The organism is Novosphingobium aerophilum, from assembly GCF_014230305.1.
Classification (GTDB): domain Bacteria; phylum Pseudomonadota; class Alphaproteobacteria; order Sphingomonadales; family Sphingomonadaceae; genus Novosphingobium; species Novosphingobium aerophilum.
Genome location: NZ_JACLAU010000017.1, coordinates 48,065 through 66,680, shown reverse-complemented (window position 1 = coordinate 66,680; position 18,616 = coordinate 48,065). Strand labels below are relative to the sequence as shown.

The 18,616-nt window shown below is 67.7% G+C and carries 21 protein-coding genes; 14 read left to right on the top strand and 7 right to left on the bottom strand.

The genetic code is table 11. The annotated features are described in order from the left end of the window. The 3 genes from infB to rbfA all read left to right on the top strand — a co-directional run. On the top strand, positions 1-2,364 hold a 2,364-nt coding region (gene infB, locus H7F49_RS11385), incomplete at its 5' end, for a translation initiation factor IF-2 (RefSeq protein ID WP_185683719.1). 252 nt (positions 2,365-2,616) lie between these two features. After that, positions 2,617-3,162, top strand: coding sequence for a DUF1697 domain-containing protein (locus H7F49_RS11380; protein ID WP_185683718.1), 546 nt, complete (start codon positions 2,617-2,619; stop codon positions 3,160-3,162). 6 nt (positions 3,163-3,168) lie between these two features. Next, positions 3,169-3,582 carry a 30S ribosome-binding factor RbfA gene (gene rbfA, locus H7F49_RS11375; RefSeq protein ID WP_185683717.1) on the top strand — a complete coding sequence of 138 codons (414 nt, stop codon included), beginning with the start codon at positions 3,169-3,171 and terminating at the stop codon, positions 3,580-3,582. A gap of 70 nt (positions 3,583-3,652) precedes the next feature. Here the strand turns inward: rbfA and H7F49_RS11370 are convergent, their stop codons facing one another. Next, positions 3,653-4,237 (bottom strand): YceI family protein, encoded by a 585-nt coding sequence (locus H7F49_RS11370; protein WP_235982100.1) that lies wholly within the window; start codon positions 4,235-4,237, stop codon positions 3,653-3,655. A 77-nt stretch (positions 4,238-4,314) separates the two neighbouring features. On the opposite strand from H7F49_RS11370, the gene H7F49_RS11365 reads away from it, so the two are divergent. From H7F49_RS11365 to pnp, 6 genes are all read left to right on the top strand, one after another. Continuing rightward, positions 4,315-4,890 carry a thymidine kinase gene (locus H7F49_RS11365; protein ID WP_185683730.1) on the top strand — a complete coding sequence of 192 codons (576 nt, stop codon included), beginning with the start codon at positions 4,315-4,317 and terminating at the stop codon, positions 4,888-4,890. Then, positions 4,883-5,434, top strand: a complete 552-nt coding sequence (locus tag H7F49_RS11360; RefSeq protein WP_185683716.1) for a GNAT family N-acetyltransferase — start codon at positions 4,883-4,885, stop codon at positions 5,432-5,434. Before H7F49_RS11365 ends, H7F49_RS11360 begins: the two co-directional genes overlap by 8 nt. Beyond that, the gene (locus tag H7F49_RS11355; RefSeq protein WP_185683715.1) at positions 5,431-6,120 is read left to right on the top strand and encodes a site-2 protease family protein; all 690 of its coding nucleotides are present in this window, start codon (positions 5,431-5,433) and stop codon (positions 6,118-6,120) included. Before H7F49_RS11360 ends, H7F49_RS11355 begins: the two co-directional genes overlap by 4 nt. After that, entirely contained in the window at positions 6,117-7,151 is a 1,035-nt protein-coding gene (gene truB, locus H7F49_RS11350; protein ID WP_185683714.1) for a tRNA pseudouridine(55) synthase TruB, read from the top strand. The genes H7F49_RS11355 and truB overlap by 4 nt, the downstream gene beginning before the upstream one ends. 5 nt (positions 7,152-7,156) lie before the next feature. Then, the gene (rpsO, locus tag H7F49_RS11345) at positions 7,157-7,426 is read left to right on the top strand and encodes a 30S ribosomal protein S15 (RefSeq protein WP_185683713.1); all 270 of its coding nucleotides are present in this window, start codon (positions 7,157-7,159) and stop codon (positions 7,424-7,426) included. Positions 7,427-7,679: 253 nt separating this feature from the next. Beyond that, a complete protein-coding gene (pnp, locus tag H7F49_RS11340; protein ID WP_185683712.1) occupies positions 7,680-9,992 on the top strand; it encodes a polyribonucleotide nucleotidyltransferase in 2,313 nt (770 codons plus the stop codon). A 304-nt stretch (positions 9,993-10,296) separates the two neighbouring features. Here pnp and H7F49_RS11335 read toward each other — a convergent pair whose 3' ends face one another. The 6 genes from H7F49_RS11335 to H7F49_RS11310 all read right to left on the bottom strand — a co-directional run bounded on the left by H7F49_RS11335 (position 10,297) and on the right by H7F49_RS11310 (position 13,516). After that, positions 10,297-10,500: a hypothetical protein gene (locus H7F49_RS11335; RefSeq protein ID WP_185683711.1), complete on the bottom strand. Its 204-nt coding sequence runs from the start codon at positions 10,498-10,500 to the stop codon at positions 10,297-10,299. Positions 10,501-10,568: 68 nt separating this feature from the next. Continuing rightward, positions 10,569-10,775 carry a cold-shock protein gene (locus H7F49_RS11330; protein WP_185683710.1) on the bottom strand — a complete coding sequence of 69 codons (207 nt, stop codon included), beginning with the start codon at positions 10,773-10,775 and terminating at the stop codon, positions 10,569-10,571. 213 nt (positions 10,776-10,988) lie between these two features. Continuing rightward, complete coding sequence (locus H7F49_RS11325; protein WP_185683709.1) at positions 10,989-11,189, bottom strand: hypothetical protein; 201 nt, start codon at positions 11,187-11,189, stop codon at positions 10,989-10,991. 17 nt (positions 11,190-11,206) lie between these two features. Further along, positions 11,207-11,359, bottom strand: coding sequence for a hypothetical protein (locus H7F49_RS11320; RefSeq protein WP_185683708.1), 153 nt, complete (start codon positions 11,357-11,359; stop codon positions 11,207-11,209). A 349-nt stretch (positions 11,360-11,708) separates the two neighbouring features. After that, complete coding sequence (locus tag H7F49_RS11315) at positions 11,709-12,074, bottom strand: bleomycin resistance protein (protein WP_185683707.1); 366 nt, start codon at positions 12,072-12,074, stop codon at positions 11,709-11,711. Between the two features lie 11 nt (positions 12,075-12,085). Then, complete coding sequence (locus tag H7F49_RS11310; RefSeq protein ID WP_185683706.1) at positions 12,086-13,516, bottom strand: hypothetical protein; 1,431 nt, start codon at positions 13,514-13,516, stop codon at positions 12,086-12,088. Between the two features lie 464 nt (positions 13,517-13,980). Between H7F49_RS11310 and H7F49_RS11305 the strand changes: the two genes are divergently transcribed. From H7F49_RS11305 to H7F49_RS11285, 5 genes are all read left to right on the top strand, one after another. Then, positions 13,981-16,119 carry a hypothetical protein gene (locus H7F49_RS11305; protein WP_185683705.1) on the top strand — a complete coding sequence of 713 codons (2,139 nt, stop codon included), beginning with the start codon at positions 13,981-13,983 and terminating at the stop codon, positions 16,117-16,119. Beyond that, a complete protein-coding gene (locus H7F49_RS11300; RefSeq protein ID WP_328806685.1) occupies positions 16,116-16,835 on the top strand; it encodes a DUF3142 domain-containing protein in 720 nt (239 codons plus the stop codon). The genes H7F49_RS11305 and H7F49_RS11300 overlap by 4 nt, the downstream gene beginning before the upstream one ends. Before the next feature lie 64 nt (positions 16,836-16,899). Beyond that, positions 16,900-17,697, top strand: coding sequence for an outer membrane protein assembly factor BamD (locus H7F49_RS11295; protein WP_185683704.1), 798 nt, complete (start codon positions 16,900-16,902; stop codon positions 17,695-17,697). Positions 17,698-17,754: 57 nt separating this feature from the next. After that, complete coding sequence (locus H7F49_RS11290; protein WP_185683703.1) at positions 17,755-18,210, top strand: RrF2 family transcriptional regulator; 456 nt, start codon at positions 17,755-17,757, stop codon at positions 18,208-18,210. 95 nt (positions 18,211-18,305) lie between these two features. Continuing rightward, positions 18,306-18,494, top strand: coding sequence for a YezD family protein (locus H7F49_RS11285; protein WP_185683702.1), 189 nt, complete (start codon positions 18,306-18,308; stop codon positions 18,492-18,494). Positions 18,495-18,616 lie beyond the last annotated feature (122 nt).

Below are 18,616 nucleotides of genomic sequence, written 5' to 3'. Positions count from 1 at the left end.
GCTGCGCCCGAGCCGACCCCGGCCGCTCCGCCGCCACCGCCGGTGGCCGCCCCCGCGCGCCCGGCTCCGCCGCCGCCGCCGCCGTCGGCCAGCCGGGAAACCCGGCAGGAAATGCAGGCGCGCCTGTTGCGCGAGGCCGAGGAGCAGCGTCTGCGCCTGGCCGAGGAAGCGCGTCGCCGCGAAGAGGAAGAGCGCGCTCGCGCGATCGAGGAAGAGCGTCGCCGGGCCGAGGACAACCGCGCGCAGGATGCCATCCAGGCGGCTGCGCCAGCGCCGGTCGAGCCGTCCCCCCAGGCGGCCCCCGAGCCCGAGGCTCCCGCTCCGGCGGTGGCTGCTCCGGCCGTGAGCACCGCTCCGCCGCCGCGCCGCTTCACCCCGGTCGCTCCGCCCCCGGCGCCCAAGCGGCCCGAACCGGCCGGTGCGGCGAAGAAGCCGACCGCCCAGCGGGATCGCAAGACCGAGGACCGTCGCGGCGGCAAGCTGACCGTGACCCGCGCGCTCAACGAGGACGAGGGCGCCCGTGCCCGCTCGCTCGCGGCGCTGAAGCGCGCCCGCGAGAAGGAACGCCGCGCCCACTTCGCCGGGCAGCAGCAGCAGCGCGAGAAGCAGGTGCGCGACGTGATCGTGCCCGAGGCGATCACGGTGCAGGAACTGGCCAACCGCATGGCCGAAAAGGGCGCGGACCTGGTCAAGGCGCTGTTCAAGCTGGGCATGATGGTCACCGTCAACCAGACGATCGACCAGGATACGGCCGAGCTGCTGGTCGAGGAATTCGGCCACAACATCCAGCGCGTCTCGGCAAGCGACGTCGATATCGACACCAGCACCGACGTCGATCCGGAAGGCTCGCTCAAGCCGCGGGCCCCGGTGGTCACGATCATGGGCCACGTCGATCATGGCAAGACCAGCCTGCTCGATGCGCTGCGCGGCACCGACGTGGTGCGCGGCGAGGCCGGCGGCATCACGCAGCACATCGGCGCCTACCAGATCAAGACCAAGGGCGGTGACCTGATCACCTTCCTGGACACCCCGGGCCACGAGGCCTTCACCGAGATGCGGATGCGCGGGGCCAATGTCACCGACATCGTCATCCTGGTGGTGGCGGCCGATGACGGCATCATGCCGCAGACGATCGAAGCGATCCGCCACACCCGCGCGGCGGGCGTGCCGATGATCGTGGCGATCACCAAGTCCGACAAGCACGAGGCCAACCCGCAGCGCATCCGCGAGCGTCTGCTCGAGCACGAGGTCGTGGTCGAGGAGATGAGCGGCGACGTGCAGGACGTCGAGGTTTCGGCCAAGACCGGAGCCGGGCTCGACACCCTGATCGAGAAGATCCTGCTCCAGGCCGAACTGCTCGAGCTCAGGGCCAACCCCGACCGCCCGGCCGAGGCCACGGTGATCGAGGCCAAGCTCGACAAGGGCAAGGGCCCGCTCGCCACGGTGCTGATCAACCGCGGCACGCTCAAGGTCGGCGACATCCTGGTGGTCGGCACCCATTCGGGCCGCGTCCGGGCGATGCTCGACGACAAGGGCCGCCAGGTGAAGGTCGCGCCGCCGTCGCTGCCGGTCGAGGTGCTCGGCCTGGGCGGCGTGCCGATGGCCGGTGACACCCTGACCGCGGTGGAGAGCGAGGCCCGTGCCCGCGAGGTTGCCGCCTATCGTCAGGAAAAGGCCACCGAAAAGCGCACGGCGCAGGCTCCCGCCAGCCTCGAGAACATGTTCTCGGCACTGGCCGCCAAGCAGGCCGTGATCGAATACCCGGTGGTCATCAAGGCCGACGTCCAGGGTTCGACCGAAGCCATCGTCAACGCGCTCAACCGCTTGTCGAACGACGAGATCAAGCTGCGCGTGCTGACCTCGGGCGTGGGCGCGATCACCGAAAGCGACGTCAACCTGGCCGTCGCCTCGAACGCGCCGATCATCGGCTTCAACGTCCGTCCCAACGCCAAGGCGCGCGAACTGGTTGAGCGCAACAAGGTGCGGATGAAGTACTTCGACGTGATCTATCACCTGACCGAGGACGTGGCCAAGGAGATGGCCGGCGTCTGGGGTCCGGAGCGGATCGAAACCGTGGTCGGCCGGGCCGAGGTCAAGGAGATCTTCCCCGCCGGCAAGAAGGACAAGGCGGCCGGTCTGCTGGTGCTGGAAGGCTATATCCGCAAGGGTATCTATGCCCGCCTCACCCGCAACGACGTCATCGTCAGCAAGACGGTCATCGCCTCGCTGCGGCGCTTCAAGGACGACGTGCCGGAAGTGCGCGCCGGTCTGGAATGCGGCGTGGTCCTGCAGGACACGAACGACATCAAGCCGGGCGACACGCTGGAAGTCTTCGACGTCGAGATGCGCGAACGCACGCTGTAAGGCGGTTTCTCCTGGCCCTTTGCCCTCTCCCCTGCAGGGGAGAGGGTTGGGACAGGGGAATGCGCTCGCTCAAATCCGGCTGGTCCGTCGCCGATTGGCCCGAATGCCCACGTCCGTTCGCCTCGAGTATGGTCGAGAGGCCTTGCGCGTGTCTCGACTTCGCTCGACATGAACGGCGGTTGGTTCGGTTGATGCACGGCGGTACCCGTGATCCTCGGTGCCATCGCTGAGCCAACTGGAGTGTTTCTCCCCATGCCGCGTTACGTCGCCCTGTTCGGCAGCATCAATGTCGGCGGCAACCGCCTGACCATGGCCGACCTGCGCTGGGCCTTCGAGCGTGAGGGCTTCACCGGGGTCGAGACCGTGGTGGCCAGCGGCAACGTGCTGTTTTCCTTCGATGATCGTCCGACCGAGGGGCTGGAAGAGCTGTTCGCCCACATGATGGCTGAGCGGTTCGACATCGCCAGCCATGTCGCGGTGCGCAGCGGAGCGGAGCTGGTCGCGCTGCTGGCGGCCGATCCCTTTGCCGATGGCGACGAGGCGCAGGTCCATGCCATGCTCCTGTCCGGTCAGCCCGATCCGGCGGCCCTGGCGAAGCTGGTCGCCGACCACGCCGCGCGCGGACCGGAGCGCATCGCCGCGGGGGATCGGGCGCTCTACATCGATTTCGTCGATGGAGTCGGGCAGAGCCGGCTGTCGAACGCCTTCATCGAGCGGCGGCTGGGCTTGCACGGTACGGCCCGCAACCGCCGGTCGCTGCAACGCATTCTGGCCAAACTGGCCGAAGCCACTACATAGGGCGCCATGTCCCGTCAGCACGCCACGCCCGAAACCCGCTCCGTCCGTCTGCTCAAGGTGGGCGAACAGGTGCGCCACGTCATTTCCGAGCTGCTGATGCGCCAGATCGTCCACGACGATGTGCTGACCGCGCACACGATTTCGGTCACCGAGGTGCGGATGAGCCCGGACCTGCGCCACGCGACGGTTTTCGTGAAGCCGCTACTGGGGGCGGACGAGGACATCGTGCTCAAGGCCCTGCGCACGCACACCGCGTTCTTCCAGAAGGAGGTCGCGGGCAAGCTCAAGACCAAGTACGCGGCGAAGATCAAGTTCCTGCCCGATGAGAGCTTCGACGAGGCGAGCCGGATCGATGCCCTGTTGAATGACCCCCGCGTCGTGCGCGATATCGGGCGCGACGAGGGCCTTTCGGAAGACTAGCGGCCTTTCCACTGGCATGGAATCGGCATCGGCGGGCCGGGGCGGCATCCCGGGCGGCCGAACCAGAGTGTCAGTCCGGCAGGAGCCAGCCGTCGATGGTGATCTTCACCATCCGGCCGACGATCAGCGGCCAGGCGGTCATGCCGAAATCGCGGCGGTTGATCGTGGCATGGCCGGTCAAATGAATCGGGTCCTGCGGGCCGGCCTTGCCCGGAGGCTGCGCGAAAGTGACCTGCAGCGTGACGGGCCGGGTGACCCCCTTGGCGGTCAGTTCGCCGGCGATGGTCGCCGTGACCGGTGAGGTCATGGTCATGCGCGATCCGGCAAAGCGCACCCGGGGATGGTGTTCGACATCGAAGAAGGCGGGGCCGCGCAGCCGGGACAGGGTCACGGGATCGGGCGCGGTGAGGGCGCGGGCGTCGATGTCCACCACCAGGCCGATCATGTCGGGGCGATCCGGAGACAGCTCGGCCCGCCCCGATGGTCGGGGGAAGTGGGCGGTCTTGCTGGCCAGGCCGAAGAAGGCGACCCGGGCGGCCACCGAGCTGCGCGCCTCGTCCAGCCGGTAGCTCTGCGGGGCGGGCGCGGCTCCCATCAGGCCCATGGCCAGCAACTGGAGCAGGATCGGGCGGGTCATGTGCTGCAGTGTGGCCATCACGTCACCTCGTCATGCGCCCCGCAGGAATCCCCGTGCTGGTCTTTCCTGCGCCAATCGCTATGTCCAGTGCCCACATGGCCAAGCTCTATTTCTACTACGCCAGCATGAACGCGGGGAAGTCCACCAACCTGCTCCAGGCGGACTTCAATTACCGTGAGCGCGGCATGACCACGATGCTGTGGACCGCCGCGATCGACACGCGCGACGGGGATGGTGTGGCCAGCCGGATCGGCCTGGCCGCGCCGGCCCATGCCTTTGCGCCTGCGACGGACCTGTGGGACCGCGTCCTCGCCGCGCACCGGGTCCAGCCGCTTGCCTGCGTGCTGGTGGACGAGGCGCAGTTCCTGACCACCGAGCAGGTCTGGCAACTGGCCCGGGTGGCCGACGAGGGCGGCATTCCGGTGCTCTGCTATGGCCTGCGCACCGATTTCCAGGGCAACCTGTTCCCCGGTTCGGCGGTGCTGCTGGGCATTGCCGATACCCTGGTGGAGCTGAAGGGCGTGTGCCACTGCGGACGCAAGGCGACGATGAACCTGCGCGTCGACGAAAGCGGCGCCGCGGTCCGGGCCGGCGAGCAGACCGAGATCGGCGGGAACGACCGCTATGTCGCGCTGTGCCGCCGCCATTTCACCGAGGCGCTGCGTGGCTGACGCCGGGCTCTACGTGCCCCTGGCCGAAGGCGACTTGCGGCTGGATCCGCTGACCGCCGGGGATCGCGAAGCCCTGCGCCGGGCCTGTGCGCAGGACCCGGCGATCTGGGACATCTATCCGCACAACTATCTGGGCGAAGAGTTCGACGGGCAGTTCGAGGCCATGCTGGCCGGCGGTCCTGCCCGCCGCATCTATGCGGTGCGGCAGGGGGACGAGGTGGTCGGGATGACCGGCTGGCTGGCCCACAACGCGCCGGGCTGGTCGATCGAGATCGGGAACACCTACATCGTCCCGCGGCTGCGTGGCACCGGGTTCAACCGGCGGATGAAGCAGTTGATGCTCGATCACGCCTTCGCCTGCGGGCTGGAACGGGTCTGCCTGAAGGTCGATGCCCGCAACCAGCGCAGCCAGGCGGCGATCCGCAAGCTGGGCGCCCAGCCCGAGGGCGTCCACCGGCGCGATCGGGTGACCTGGACCGGCCATGTGCGCGACACGGCCTATTTTTCGATCCTGCGCGACGAGTGGGAGGCGCGCCGCGCATGAGTGATACCCTTTATCAGGGCGCGGCGCTGATCCTGCCGCTGGTCATGGCGATCGTGTTTCACGAGGTCGCGCATGGCTATGTTGCCCGGCTCCTGGGCGATTCGACCGCCGATGACATGGGCCGGCTGACCCTCAATCCGCTGCGCCATGTCGATCCCGTCGGGACCGTGATCCTGCCGGGAATGCTGGCGCTGGCGCACATGCCGGTGTTCGGCTGGGCCAAGCCGGTTCCGGTCGTGCCCCGGCAATTGCGCAATCCCCGCCGCGACATGATGCTGGTGGCGCTGGCCGGGCCGGGGAGCAATCTGGTGCTGGCGGCGCTCGGGGCCGTGGTGCTCGGTCTGATGGTGCGTCTGGCCGATGGCGCCCCGGCCGGGCCGATCGTCGGATTTGTCGCGCTCAACCTGTTCAACTTTCTGTCGATCAACGTCTTCCTCGCCCTGTTCAACCTCTTGCCGATCCCCCCCTTCGACGGATCGCACGTGGTCGAAGGCCTGCTGCCGCGCCGCCTTGCCGCCGCCTATGCGGGCATTCGCCGGACCGGGTTCATGCTGGTCCTGCTGCTGCTGGTGGTCCTGCCCCAGGTCATCCCGGGGTTCGATCCGGTGGGACGCCTGGTCGGCCCGCCGGTTGACTGGGTGCTGGGCCATTACCTGCGTCTGGCCGACCTGGTGGCCAACGCGTGAGCCCCAGTGGCTGGATCGTGCTCGACAAGCCGCTCGGTCTGGGTTCGACCCAGGCCGTCGCGGCCGTGAAGCGCAACCTGCGCGAGGCAGGCTTCGGCAAGGGGATCAAGGTGGGCCATGGCGGCACGCTCGATCCGCTCGCCACCGGCATCCTGCCGATCGCCCTGGGCGAGGCGACCAAGCTGTGCGGGCGGATGCTGGATGCCAGCAAGGTCTATGCGTTCACCGTGGCCTTCGGGGTGGAGACCGACACGCTCGATCTGGAGGGCAAGGCCGTCGCTCAGAGCGAGACGCGCCCCTCGCTGACCGAGGTCGAGGCGATCCTGCCCCGCTTCACCGGCCCTATAGAGCAGGTTCCGCCCGCCTATTCGGCGATCAAGGTCGATGGCGAGCGGGCCTATGACCTGGCCCGGGCGGGGGCGGAGGTGGCGCTCAAGTCGCGCGGGGTGATTGTGTTTGCGCTGAAAATCCTCCCCGGCACGGGGAGGGGGACCATGCAAAGCATGGTGGAGGGGCAGGGGCATGGTCGTGCGAACGGAGAAGCGGGTGCATCCCCGATGATGCCCCTCCACCAGCCTGTGGCTGGTCCCCCTCCCCGTGCCGGGGAGGAACTGGGCTCCATCACCCTCCAGGCCCACGTCTCCAAGGGCACCTACATCCGCAGCCTGGCCCGCGACATCGCCCGCGCGCTCGGCACGGTGGGGCATGTCACCATGCTGCGCCGCCTGAAGGCGGGGCCGTTCGGCGAAAATCAGGCGATTTCGCTGGACAAACTGAACGAAGTGGGTAAGGGCGCCCCCCTTGAGAACGTACTCTTGCCGCTGGAGGCAGGGCTGGTCGACATCCCGGCTCTTGACCTCGGTCCGGAACAGGCAAGGGCGGTCCACCAGGGCCGCGTTCTGACCGGACTGCCCCACGATGACGGGCTTTACTGGGCGCGGGCCGGCCAACGGCCACTCGCGCTGGTCGAGCTTTCGGGCGGAAGCCTGACCGTCAGCCGGGGTTTCAACCTTCCCGATGTCGCGGAGTGAAGAGCATGTCGGTTGCTGCCGAACGCAAGCAGGAAATCATCACGGACAACGCCCGTCAGGCGGGCGACACCGGTTCGCCGGAAGTGCAGGTCGCGATCCTCACCGAGCGCATCCGCAACCTGACCGAGCACTTCAAGGGCCACCACAAGGACAACCATTCGCGCCGCGGCCTGCTGATGATGGTCAACAAGCGCCGCAGCCTGCTCGACTACCTGAAGAAGAAGGATGTCGAGCGCTACAACGCGTTGATCCAGAAGCTGGGTCTGCGTAAGTGACGCGAACGTTCGGCCCGCTTCGGCGGGCCGTTTACGTTTTGCGTCATCCCCGCGAAGGCGGGGATCCATCTGGCAACTGTGCCAGGTGGATGAATGGATCCCCGCCTTCGCGGGGATGACGATTAGGGGTCAGAGGTTCGCAATTCGGCAGCCTCGGCCATTGGGGCGCAAAGTGCCCCGCACCGGACCGGGACGGCATTACCCCGGCAGCAAACCCCGCCGGCAATAGGGCCCGCGGGCTGAAGGAAACACCATGTTCGACGTCAAGACAGTATCGCTGGAGTGGGGCGGAAAGACCCTCACCCTCGAAACCGGCCGCATTGCCCGTCAGGCTGACGGCGCGGTCCTCGCCACTTATGGCGAAACCGTTGTGCTTTGCGCGGTGACCGCCGCCAAGTCGGTGAAGGAAGGCCAGGACTTCTTCCCGCTGACCGTGCACTACCAGGAAAAGTATTCGGCCGCCGGCCGCATCCCGGGCGGCTTCTTCAAGCGCGAACGCGGCGCGACGGAAAAGGAAACGCTGGTTTCCCGCCTGATCGACCGTCCGGTCCGCCCGCTGTTCCCCGAAGGTTTCTACAACGAGATCAACGTCATCGCCCAGGTGCTGAGCTATGACGGCGAGACCGAGCCCGATGTTGTCGCGATGATCGCCGCCTCGGCCGCGCTGACCATCTCGGGCGTGCCCTTCATGGGGCCGATCGCCGCCGCGCGCGTCGGCTACATCGATGGCGAATACGTGCTCAACCCGAAGCAGGACGTCGCGCTGAGCGAAGGCCGGCTCGACCTGGTCGTCGCCGCCACCGACTCCGCCGTGATGATGGTGGAATCGGAAGCCAAGGAGCTGTCGGAAGACGAGATGCTCGGCGCTGTGCTGTTCGCGCACGACGAATGCCGCAAGGTGATCGGCGCGATCATCCAGCTAGCCGAGAAGGCTGCCAAGGAACCCTGGCAGATCGACCTCACCGACAACACCGCCGACATCAAGAAGAAGCTCAAGGACCTGGTCGGCAAGGATGTCGCCGCGGCCTACAAGCTGACCGACAAGTCGGCCCGCTCGAACGCGCTGAACGAAGCCCGCGCCAAGGCCAAGGCCGCCTTCGCCGATGAAGGCCCGCAGACCCAGATGGTCGCGATCAAGACCATGAAGAAGGTCGAGGCCGACATCGTCCGCACCGCCATCCTCAAGGACGGCCAGCGGATCGACGGGCGCACCACCACCCAGGTTCGCCCGATCGAATCGATGGTCGGCTTCCTGCCGCGCACCCACGGTTCGGCCCTGTTCACCCGCGGTGAGACGCAGACCATCTGCACCACCACCCTGGGCACCAAGGACGCCGAGCAGATGATCGACGGGCTGGAAGGCCTGCGCTACGAAAGCTTCATGCTCCACTACAACTTCCCGCCGTACTCCGTTGGCGAAGTTGGACGTTTCGGTGCGCCGGGCCGTCGCGAAGTGGGTCACGGCAAGCTCGCCTGGCGCGCGCTGCACCCGGTCCTGCCGAGCAAGGACGAGTTCCCCTACACGATCCGCGTCCTGTCGGACGTGACCGAGTCCAACGGTTCGTCGTCGATGGCCACCGTCTGCGGCGGCTGCCTGTCGATGATGGACGCCGGCGTGCCGGTGAAGCGTCCGGTCTCGGGCATCGCCATGGGCCTGATCCTGGAAGGCAAGGACTTCGCGATCCTCTCGGACATCCTGGGTGACGAGGATCACCTGGGCGACATGGACTTCAAGGTGGCCGGCACCAGCGAAGGCATCACCACGATGCAGATGGACATCAAGGTGGCGGGCATCACCCGCGAGATCTTCGAGGTCGCGCTGAAGCAGGCCAAGGAAGGCCGCGCCCACATCCTGGCCGAGATGACCAAGGCCCTGGGCGAGGCGCGGACCGAGCTTTCGGCCCATGCCCCGCGCATCGAGACGCTGCAGATCGACAAGTCGAAGATCCGCGACGTGATCGGCACCGGCGGCAAGGTGATCCGCGAGATCGTCGCCACCACCGGCGCCAAGGTCGACATCGACGACGAGGGCCTGATCAAGATCAGCTCGTCCGACCTGTCGCAGATCGAAGCGGCCAAGAACTGGATCCTCGGCATCGTCGAGGAAGCCGAGGTCGGCAAGGTCTACAAGGGCAAGGTCGTCAACATCGTCGACTTCGGCGCCTTCGTGAACTTCATGGGCGGCAAGGACGGTCTGGTCCACGTCAGCGAGATGAAGAACGAGCGCGTGGAAAAGCCGACCGACGTGGTCAAGGAAGGCCAGGAGGTCTTCGTCAAGGTCCTCGAGATCGACCAGCGCGGCAAGGTCCGCCTGTCGATGCGCGTGGTCGACCAGGAGACCGGCGAGGCGCTGGAGGACACCCGTCCGCCGCGCGAACCCCGCGAACCGCGCGGTGACCGTGGCGATCGCGGCGATCGTCGTGGCCCCCGTGGGGACCGCGGACCGCGCCGCGATGGCGGTGGCGATCGCGGCCCGCGTCGCGACGGCGGGGATCGCCCGCGTCGCGATCGCGACGAGGGTGGCAATCCGGATCACATCCCGGCGTTCCTCAAGGGCGACGACTGATCCCGGCGGATTCCCGCCCACGGGCGGGGATCGGGTCCACGGACATGACAAAGGGCAGGGAGCCGGTCGGCTTCCTGCCCTTTTTCTGTGGTTCGACGGACCCCAGGCTCATCGGAGCCGATTGGCGGCTGGTCTCGCCTGCCTGGCCCGAACACGACAGGTCGCCCCTGCGGAGGCAGGGGCCCGACCCGACCTCTCCCGACCATGCGCGCGCAGCGCAGGCGAACCAGGTGGGTCAGGCCCCGGCCGCCGCAGGGGCGACGGTGTCTCGGGAGAATGTAGTCCGTCTCGGTCCGCGCTCGGCTCAGCCGGCGGCCGATTGCTCCACCTGCTTGGCCCGCAGCGCCTCGGCGCGTTCCTCGGCGTGCTTGACGATGCGGTCGGCCATCACCTGCCAGGCCGCAGCCGAGCGCAGGGCCCGGTCGCGCACATTGGACAGTTGGGCTTCATCGGCCTCGCGCGTCGCCTGTTCGGCACGGGCGATGACGAATTCGTAGCTCAGGGTCATGGCAGGCACTCCGCGGAGAGGAGGACAGCCCGGGCGGCACCGCAGGGGTGCCAGCCCGGGCGTGTGAATCAGGCGCTGGCGATGTTGACCGCCGATTCCTTGCCGTTGCGACCGGCTTCCACCACGTAGGAGACGCGCTGGTCCTTCTGCAGGGTGGCCATGCCGGCGGCCTGGACGGCCGAGATGTGAACGAAGCTGTCCTTGCCGCCATCATCCGGCTGGATGAAGCCATAGCCCTTGTCTTCGTTGAAGAATTTTACGGTTCCGATAGTCATGCGCGTTTCCTTTCAAGAAACGAAGTGTCCACCGGCGGGAGTGCCGGCGGGGTCGTGCGTCCAGTCGTCAAATGAAAGGAGGTCGTCGTCTTGCAGCCACCGAGCCGAGGCCCTGTTGCTGTTGGCCCGATCGGATCGGGAAAGGCGTCGAGCCCCGTCGAAAGATCAACGAGAGCAAGCGGGCCGCACCGGCCGTGTGCCGGGGCGGGATGATCAGGCATGCCCGGAGGCCGCCAGATGGAGGGTGCTCCAGGCGCAGGCCGCGGCAGCGCCGAGCCGGTCCTGGAACAGGGTGATGCGCCGGGCGATCCGATCGGCCCGCAGCAGGTGATCCTGCCGGGCCACCGATGTCCCGGCGGCCTCGGCCTGCATCAGCGCGTGCTGATGCGCGGCATATTCGAGGTTGAGGTCCATGCGCTGGTCTGTCCCGCTCAATCGACCATCGCTGCAACCAGACGGCGCAGCTCGGTGACGGGCAGGAGCGACATGGCGCCCTCGGGGCGTTCATGGGTGGAACGATACGCCGTGATCGGGCGTGAGTGGGTCGGATGGCACCGGGCGGTGCCGGCATAACTGGTGTTCATGAAGTCCTCTGGGGCAGGCGTGCTGCCCAATCAAAACGGGACGGGTCGGAGCGGGCATGACCGGGATGGTCATGCAGCGCTGCGGCCCGGACAGAAGCGGCGTCTGGCGCCGTCTACGGTTCGACAGTCCCGGGGTTCCGGCCTGCCTCGCTAGGGGCGGCCGGGGGTAAGCTATTGCCCGCGCACGGGCGAATCCCGGCGCGGAACCCTGAGGGATGAAAGGAAACGAACGGGCGCGGCAGGCGCGGCCAGGTTTCGTCGCATTCGACGATGGGTAATTGTCATATACATGGTTGAAACAAAATTGCAAGTACTATTGCGCTCCAAGCAATAGCGCTGCCGATCGCGCTCAGTCGGGCTCCTGCACCAGCCGCAACAGCGTCCCGTCGGGATCGATCAGCGCGCCGACCCAGCCGCCCCAGGCCTCGCGCCGGGGACGATGGAACCGCGGCCAGCCGACGGTCGTCTCGGGCACTCCGGCCGCCTCGATGACCGCGCAGAACGCCGCCACATCGTCGAGCCGCAGGCAGCAGCCGAACGAACTCTGCGCGGGATCGAGATCGGGGTAGGGAAAGAACTCCAGGGTCAGCCCCCCGCGTTCGAGGATCATCCACCCTGCGTCCCGCCAGCTCTCGCCAAAGCCCAGCGCGGCAAAGAATGCGGCCGTCGCGGTGAAGTCACGCGAGGGCAGGTTGGGGGTGGCATGATCGGCCATTGGCGGGTTCCTTATGAGTTGGAACGGTCAAGCGCCGGTGCGACCGGCCCTGAATGGCCCGATCGTCGCGCCGCGGGTCGACCGGCTCCGGCCTGTTCAGGGGTGGCTTTCCGGGGGAGCGAGCCCAGCAGCACCAGCGCCGGGAGAAAAACATAGGTGTTCATGAGCGCATCAAAGATGGTCATCCCGATCAGCGCCAGCGCGACGTAGCGGGACGATTGCCTCGGTGCCGGTGCGATCGACGATGGTCGGTAGACTGCGGCGACGATCATCAGCACGACCAATGTCAGCCCGATAAGACCGAAAAAGCCGACGATCATGAGGGTCAGGTCCCAGGGCCGGAAGGTCGTGTACCAGTCCCATCGACCTCTGCCGGTTACCAAGAACGACTGGACCTGAGGCAGATTGGCGATCGCCCGGTTGATCCGCCATTCGAGTGAGTAACGGCCGATTCCTTCAAGGAACCCGAACAGCCTTGCGATGCGATCGGCGGTCACGCCAAAGCTGGTGAGGGACACTGTGCCCTCGAGGACCAGTCCGGCACCGCCGGTCAAGGATAGCAGGCCCAGCCTGTAGATGCCGTTGTGTCGCTCAAGCCAGGGTGCAACCTCCAGCCAGGCTATTGCCAGGACCATCAGGCAGATCGCCCCTACAGACTGGGCACTCACGGTCATGGCGATCAGGATTGCCGCCAGAACCCACTGCCCCCCCCGAGACGCGGGGCCGACAGAGAACCGGGCCCGCCACCACGCCGCAACCGCGGCTGCCGCAATCCAGATCCCGTACTGATTGCCGTGCTCGAAAAAGGCCATGGGACGATAGCCCCAATAACGCGTCACGCCGTCCGCGTCGAAAGGGTGCGGCCCGTAAAGCAGCTGATGGACCCGGAGCGGGCTGACCGTTTCGATCAGGCTGACCGGCAGCAGCAGGAGCGAAAAGAGGATCAGTGCATCGATCAGCACAACCCGGTCCTCGGCCCGCGAGAAGTAGATGCGTCCCAGGAACCATGGCACCGCCCAGTTGCCGATCAGCAACATCACAATCCGAAGCGTTGGCGGATCGGGGTCAGGGACAAATAGGACCGCCTGTGCCAGGGGCCACAGGCAGAACAGCACAACAGGAAGATCGACCATTTTCGGACGGAAGGTCAGCAGACGGGGGAAATCGCACCAGGCTGCCGCGACCAAGGCCGTTAGGGCCACAATCCAAGCCTTGTGGAGCATGAAGAATGGGGTTGGGATCAGTACGCCCATGATCCACAACGGCACCGCCACGTTAGGATCGATGTCGTAATAGGCTTCGGCCGGGAGCAGGGCGAGGCCACCCAGATAGATCACGGCGGCATAGGATCTGGCCCTGGCGGCCTGGACCGCCTTTCGGGTGAGCAGGAATGCAACCGAACCTGCGGCAAAAATCAGATAAACCAGCGGAATGGAGATCATGAGCCTATGGGTCTCAGCCTGGGTGGTCCGGATTCGGTTTGCCCCGGTTTCGAGCAACCCGGGCGAGTCTGCGGGCGCTCCACCGGGTTCGCAAGTGCAAATGCCTGGAATGCGCTCGTGCGGGCCAAGCTCGGGCAACGGTGGGCCTCTACCTTGGCTTTCTTCGCGTCCGGACCGATGCGCTGTTGTCGTTCGGTTCTGGGCCTGGCTGGTCCCGGCAACGGTGGCCGTTTCCCGGAACACACCACCAATCGGTCGGCGCCGAGACGCAGGGGCCACCCGGGTGCCGGCCGGGCCGGTTTGCCCGTCGATGCCCCTGTCCCATGGCCACGTCCGGTCTTTGCCCAACCGTTTGTCGCTGGAGCAACCATGAGGGAACGGCAAGATGGGGTGAAACAATCACGATGCCCATTGCCAGCCGCCGCGTCTCCCGCGCATGTTCTATCCGTTCCGGGGGAGATGCCATGCCGCGCCACGCCAACCGCCTGCTCGCCACGGTCGCGACCATTTTCGCCGCGCTGGTGCCAGCGGGGATGAGCCAGGCCAGCTCCGACTACTCCTGCAGTCCCAGTTGGATCCTGGCTTCGTCCGGGTCGGACTGCGGCGACCGGATCTATCTGGCCCCGGGCAACGACACCCGCGTGAACCTGCTGCTCCTGCTGCGCGACCGTCTCCCGGCGGGGGCCGGGCCCAGGGTCTACCCCAAGCCCGACTATCCCTGGCAGGACATGGGCAACACCTTCTTCGACTGGGACCGGCTGCAGGCCGGTTACTGGCCCGACGGAGGAGCGGGCTATGGCGGTTGGGCCTCGGTCTGCGTCAGCCTGGGTTCGGGCGACAGCGATTTCGAACGGGCGGTCCGGGCCAACAAGGGGCTGCCCGGGGCGGAAGGCACCGCGCTGGTCGCGGCGCGGGCGCGGCTCAAGGCGACCTGCGAGGCCAGCGATGCCCCCAAGGCGCCCTGGCCCGAGGGAATCGCGTCGGCCCCGGGCCGGGCGTTCCTGGCCTATCTCCAGGCCGCCGATGCCTTTTACGCCGGGCATTGGGCCGAAGCGCGGGAGGGCTTCGCGGGACTGCTGCCGGCCAAGGGCAGCAAGGTGCCGGCCGATCCCTGGCTGGCCGAGGCGGCGCTTTACATGGTGGCGCGGACCGATCTCAACGCGGCCATGGCGGGTGCCTTTGGCGAGTGGGGCGATTTCGCCGGGCCCGAGAAGGTGGATCGGGTGACCCTGTTGCGGGCCCGTGGCGGGTTTCTGGGCTACATCGCCACCCATCCCCAGGGGCTCTATGCGGATTCCGCGAGAGGGCTGGTGCGTCGCACGGTCTGGCTCGAGGGGGATAACGCCGCGCTGGCCCGGCTCTACACCGCGCTGCTCGGCTCGGTCGCACCGGATCACGAGGATGCGGGACGCCTGGTCCAGGAGATCGACGCCAAGCTGCTGTTCGCGAAGGATGCCGGCAGCGCGATCGAGGGGCCGGTGCTGCTCGCCGTGTGGGACCTGATGCGGATGCGGCAGTACACCCAGGATGCGGGCAGCGGCCGCGCCCCGCTGGACAATGGGCTGACCCTGATGGAGCTGCAGGCCCAGGCGCCCCGCTTCGCGGCCCGGCCAGACCTGTTCCAGTACCTGCAGGCCAGTCATGCCTTTGCCGTGCAGAAGGACATGAAGCAGGTGCTGCGGCTGCTGCCCGATGACGCCCGCCAGCCGGGCTACGGTCCGCTGGCCTTCAGCCGCCAGGTCCTGCGTGGACTGGCGCTGGCCGCCCTGCGCGATCCCAACGAGGCCGGGTTCTGGCGCGACCTGCTGGGCGGCGCGACCGGTCTGTGGCAGCGCCCCACGGTCGAGCTGGCCCTGGCGATGAACCTTGAGCGCCGCGGCAAGCTGGGCGAGGTCTTCGCGCCGGGCTCGCCCATCACCGACCGGACCGTTCGCGAGATCCTGCTGCTCCATTCCGCCGGTCCGGCGTTGCTGCGGGGAGCGGCGCTAGCCGCCGACCGGCCCGGGCACGAACGCGACCTTGCCCTGTTCACCCTGCTTTACAAGCAGCTCAGCCGTGGCGACTACGCCGGATTCCTGGCCAGCCGGGGGCTGGTGCCCGCCGGAGCCGATGCCAAGGGCGGACTGTGGGACCTGATCGCGGCGGAGGCGATTCCGGTCGGGCTGTTCACCGCGGGCGAGACCACCGGCCCGGACTATGCCTGTCCGGCCCTGACCGCCACGGTGGCGACGCTCGCCCGGAGTCCGGCCAACCCGCGCGCACAGCTGTGCCTTGGCGAGTTCTGGCGTCTCAACGGTTTCGATGGGTTCTCCCAGCCCGATGTCGCGCCGCCGTCCGACGAACTGGGCGGCACGCCCAGCCTGTTCCCCGGCAAGCCGTTGAGCCGGGGCACGATCTATGCCCAGGTCATGGCCGATCCGGCGGCGGGCGCCGATGACAAGGCCTATGCCTTGTACCGTGCCGTCAACTGCTATGCTCCCAGCGGTTACAACGGCTGCGGCGGAGCGGAGGTCCCGGTAAGCCAGCGCAAGGCCTGGTTCCTGCGCTTGAAGCGGGACTATCCCCAGAGCCGCTGGGCCCGCAAGTTGTCCTATTACTGGTGATCCGGCGTGCTCAGCCTGGACGAAGGCTGGCCCTGGCGGCGGGCCTTGTGCTGGCCGGTTGCGGGCCCGATCCCTTGGCCGGAGGGCAGGGCGGGGCCTATTTCCTCTGGGCGGGGGTGCCGGCGCCGTCCGGGCTGGCGCAAGCCGAAACGGTCTACCTGCTGGCGGGGGAGGTGCGGCACGGCCAGCCCGGCCGGCTCGTGCCGCTCCGCGCGGTGCCACGCATCGCGGGCCCCGACCTGTGGCTGGTGGTCCGCACCGAGCGGCTCGACTGGGATGAGGAGACCCACGCCCAGTTGCAGCGGCTGCTGCGGCAATGGCGCGCGGCCGGCAATCGGGTGATCAGCGTGCAGATCGATTTCGATGCCGCGACCCGCGGGCTGGCCGGCTACCGGATGTTCCTCGCCGATCTGCGCCGCCGCCTGCCTCCCGGCACGCGGCTGTCGGTTACCGGGCTGCTCGACTGGAGCGCGAACGGCGCTCGCGCCGATCTGGACGGGCTCGTTGGTGTCGTCGACGAGATCGTGGTCCAGACCTACCAGGGGCGGCGCACGATTCCGGGTTACGACCGCTATCTGGCGGGGCTGGGGCGGCTGCACCTGCCCTACCGGGTCGGGATCGTGGCCGATGGCCGGTGGCGTGAACCGGCCGCTCTGCGGCGTGATCCGCTCTACCGGGGGACCGTGGAGTTCCTGCTGGCGCCTCAACGCCGGTAGGGCGGGGGATGGGTGCTGTCCTTTCACTTGGCGTTCATCCCCGCGCTGGCTATAGCCTGACGCCATGCAGACCCGTTCGCCGTTCAAGCTCGCCGTTTTCGCCGTCGCCACCACGGCCCTGCTGCTCACCACCGGGTGCGGCGGCCGGGGCGGCAAGACGCGCGACACGGCCTATGTCGCGCGCGACGTCGATACGCTGTACCTCGCCGCCAAGGACCGGCTCGACCGGGGCCGGGTGAAGGAAGCGGCGGCCCTGTTCGACGAGGTCGAGCGGCAGCATCCCTATTCGCCCTGGGCCCGTCGCGCCCAGTTGATGAGCGCCTTCAGCTATTATGCGGCGCGCGATTACATCAAGGCGATCCAGGCGGCGCAGCGGTTCCTGTCGATCCACCCGGGCAACAAGGACGCGCCTTACGCCTATTACCTGATCGCGATCAGCCAGTACGAGCAGATCAGCGACGTCACGCGTGACCAGAAGGCCACGGCCCAGGCGCTCGCCTCGATGAACGAGCTGATGCGGCGCTACCCCAACACCCGCTATGCCGCCGATGCGCGGCTCAAGCTCGACCTGATCAACGATCACCTGGCGGGCAAGGAAATGACCATCGGCCGGGCCTACCAGCGCGAGGGCAAGTGGCTGGCGGCCTCGCTGCGCTTCCGCACCGTGGTCGACAAGTACCAGACCACCAGCCACACGCCTGAGGCGCTTTTCCGCCTGACCGAGAGCTATCTGTCGCTCGGCCTGCCCGACGAGGCGCGCAAGGCGGCGGCGGTGCTCGGCCGCAATTACCCCGGCGACGAATGGTATCAGCGCGCCTTTGCGCTGATGCAGAAGTACGCGCCGGATTCGTCGGCCGCCTGACCGGGCATTTCTACCGGTACGGTTGACTTCCCGCCGGGCGAGGGCACATGGTGACCCATGCTCTCGCAGAAGACCCGCTACACGATCCGCGCGCTGCAGCACCTGGCCGATCACTGGCAGCAGGGGGCGGTGCGGCTGGACGCCGTGGCCGAAGCGCAGAACATCCCGCGCAAGTTCCTGACCGTGATCCTGGCCGAGCTGGTCCGCGAAGGTCTGGTGATCTCGCATCGCGGCCGCGATGGCGGCTATGAGCTCGCCCTGCCGCCGGTCGACATCCGCTATGGCGACATCATCCGCCTGACCCGCGGCAGCCTGGCCCTGGTGCCCTGCGCCAGCCGCAATGCGCACGAACACTGCACCAATTGCCTGCCGGAGGTGGAATGCCGCCTGCGCGGGCTGATGCTGACCCTGCGCGACGAGATGGCGGCCATGCTCGACCGGATGACCCTGGCCGATCCGATCGAGGTCGAGCCGCCCTTCGCGGACGATCCGGCCCCGGCCTTGGCGGACTGAGCCGACAAACCTCAGCTTTGCCACCGGCAAGCGATCCTACAGTTGTCTACTGATTAGGTAGAGTTAAACGGGGAGCCCGAAGGAGGCACCCTGTCATGGCCAACCCGAATCATCCGCAGCCCCTGCCGCCGCGCGAGACGCCGCCGGCCGATCAGGTGGCAAGCATTGCGCTCGATGCGGTCGCCAAGGCGATTGCCCGGCTGCGCTACGGCACGATCGGTCTGACCATCCACGATGGCCGGGTGGTCCAGCTCGAAGTGACCGAGCGCCAGCGCTTCACCTGACCGGACCTGCCGGGCACCGGCTGTCCGCAAGGTCTTACCCCGCGTCCCGGCCGCGTTCCGCCGGACCCTTTCGATGCAGACCGGGCCTCCGGATGCATCCATTCCCTTACGCAAGGATTGGA

Excerpts from the sequence above, each read along its gene's own strand:
- H7F49_RS11320 (WP_185683708.1), bottom strand. The coding sequence starts at position 11,359 with ATGAACACCAGTTATGCCGGCACCGCCCGGTGCCATCCGACCCACTCA.
- H7F49_RS11325 (WP_185683709.1), bottom strand. The coding sequence starts at position 11,189 with ATGGACCTCAACCTCGAATATGCCGCGCATCAGCACGCGCTGATGCAG.
- H7F49_RS11370 (WP_235982100.1), bottom strand. The coding sequence starts at position 4,237 with ATGGCCACACTGCAGCACATGACCCGCCCGATCCTGCTCCAGTTGCTG.
- H7F49_RS11285 (WP_185683702.1), top strand. The coding sequence starts at position 18,306 with ATGGCCAACCCGAATCATCCGCAGCCCCTGCCGCCGCGCGAGACGCCG.
- H7F49_RS11315 (WP_185683707.1), bottom strand. The coding sequence starts at position 12,074 with ATGGCCGATCATGCCACCCCCAACCTGCCCTCGCGTGACTTCACCGCG.
- H7F49_RS11295 (WP_185683704.1), top strand. The coding sequence starts at position 16,900 with ATGCAGACCCGTTCGCCGTTCAAGCTCGCCGTTTTCGCCGTCGCCACC.
- rbfA (WP_185683717.1), top strand. The coding sequence starts at position 3,169 with ATGTCCCGTCAGCACGCCACGCCCGAAACCCGCTCCGTCCGTCTGCTC.
- H7F49_RS11290 (WP_185683703.1), top strand. The coding sequence starts at position 17,755 with ATGCTCTCGCAGAAGACCCGCTACACGATCCGCGCGCTGCAGCACCTG.
- pnp (WP_185683712.1), top strand. The coding sequence starts at position 7,680 with ATGTTCGACGTCAAGACAGTATCGCTGGAGTGGGGCGGAAAGACCCTC.
- rpsO (WP_185683713.1), top strand. The coding sequence starts at position 7,157 with ATGTCGGTTGCTGCCGAACGCAAGCAGGAAATCATCACGGACAACGCC.
- H7F49_RS11330 (WP_185683710.1), bottom strand. The coding sequence starts at position 10,775 with ATGACTATCGGAACCGTAAAATTCTTCAACGAAGACAAGGGCTATGGC.
- H7F49_RS11380 (WP_185683718.1), top strand. The coding sequence starts at position 2,617 with ATGCCGCGTTACGTCGCCCTGTTCGGCAGCATCAATGTCGGCGGCAAC.
- H7F49_RS11305 (WP_185683705.1), top strand. The coding sequence starts at position 13,981 with ATGCCGCGCCACGCCAACCGCCTGCTCGCCACGGTCGCGACCATTTTC.
- H7F49_RS11365 (WP_185683730.1), top strand. The coding sequence starts at position 4,315 with ATGGCCAAGCTCTATTTCTACTACGCCAGCATGAACGCGGGGAAGTCC.
- H7F49_RS11335 (WP_185683711.1), bottom strand. The coding sequence starts at position 10,500 with ATGACCCTGAGCTACGAATTCGTCATCGCCCGTGCCGAACAGGCGACG.
- H7F49_RS11310 (WP_185683706.1), bottom strand. The coding sequence starts at position 13,516 with ATGATCTCCATTCCGCTGGTTTATCTGATTTTTGCCGCAGGTTCGGTT.
- H7F49_RS11355 (WP_185683715.1), top strand. The coding sequence starts at position 5,431 with ATGAGTGATACCCTTTATCAGGGCGCGGCGCTGATCCTGCCGCTGGTC.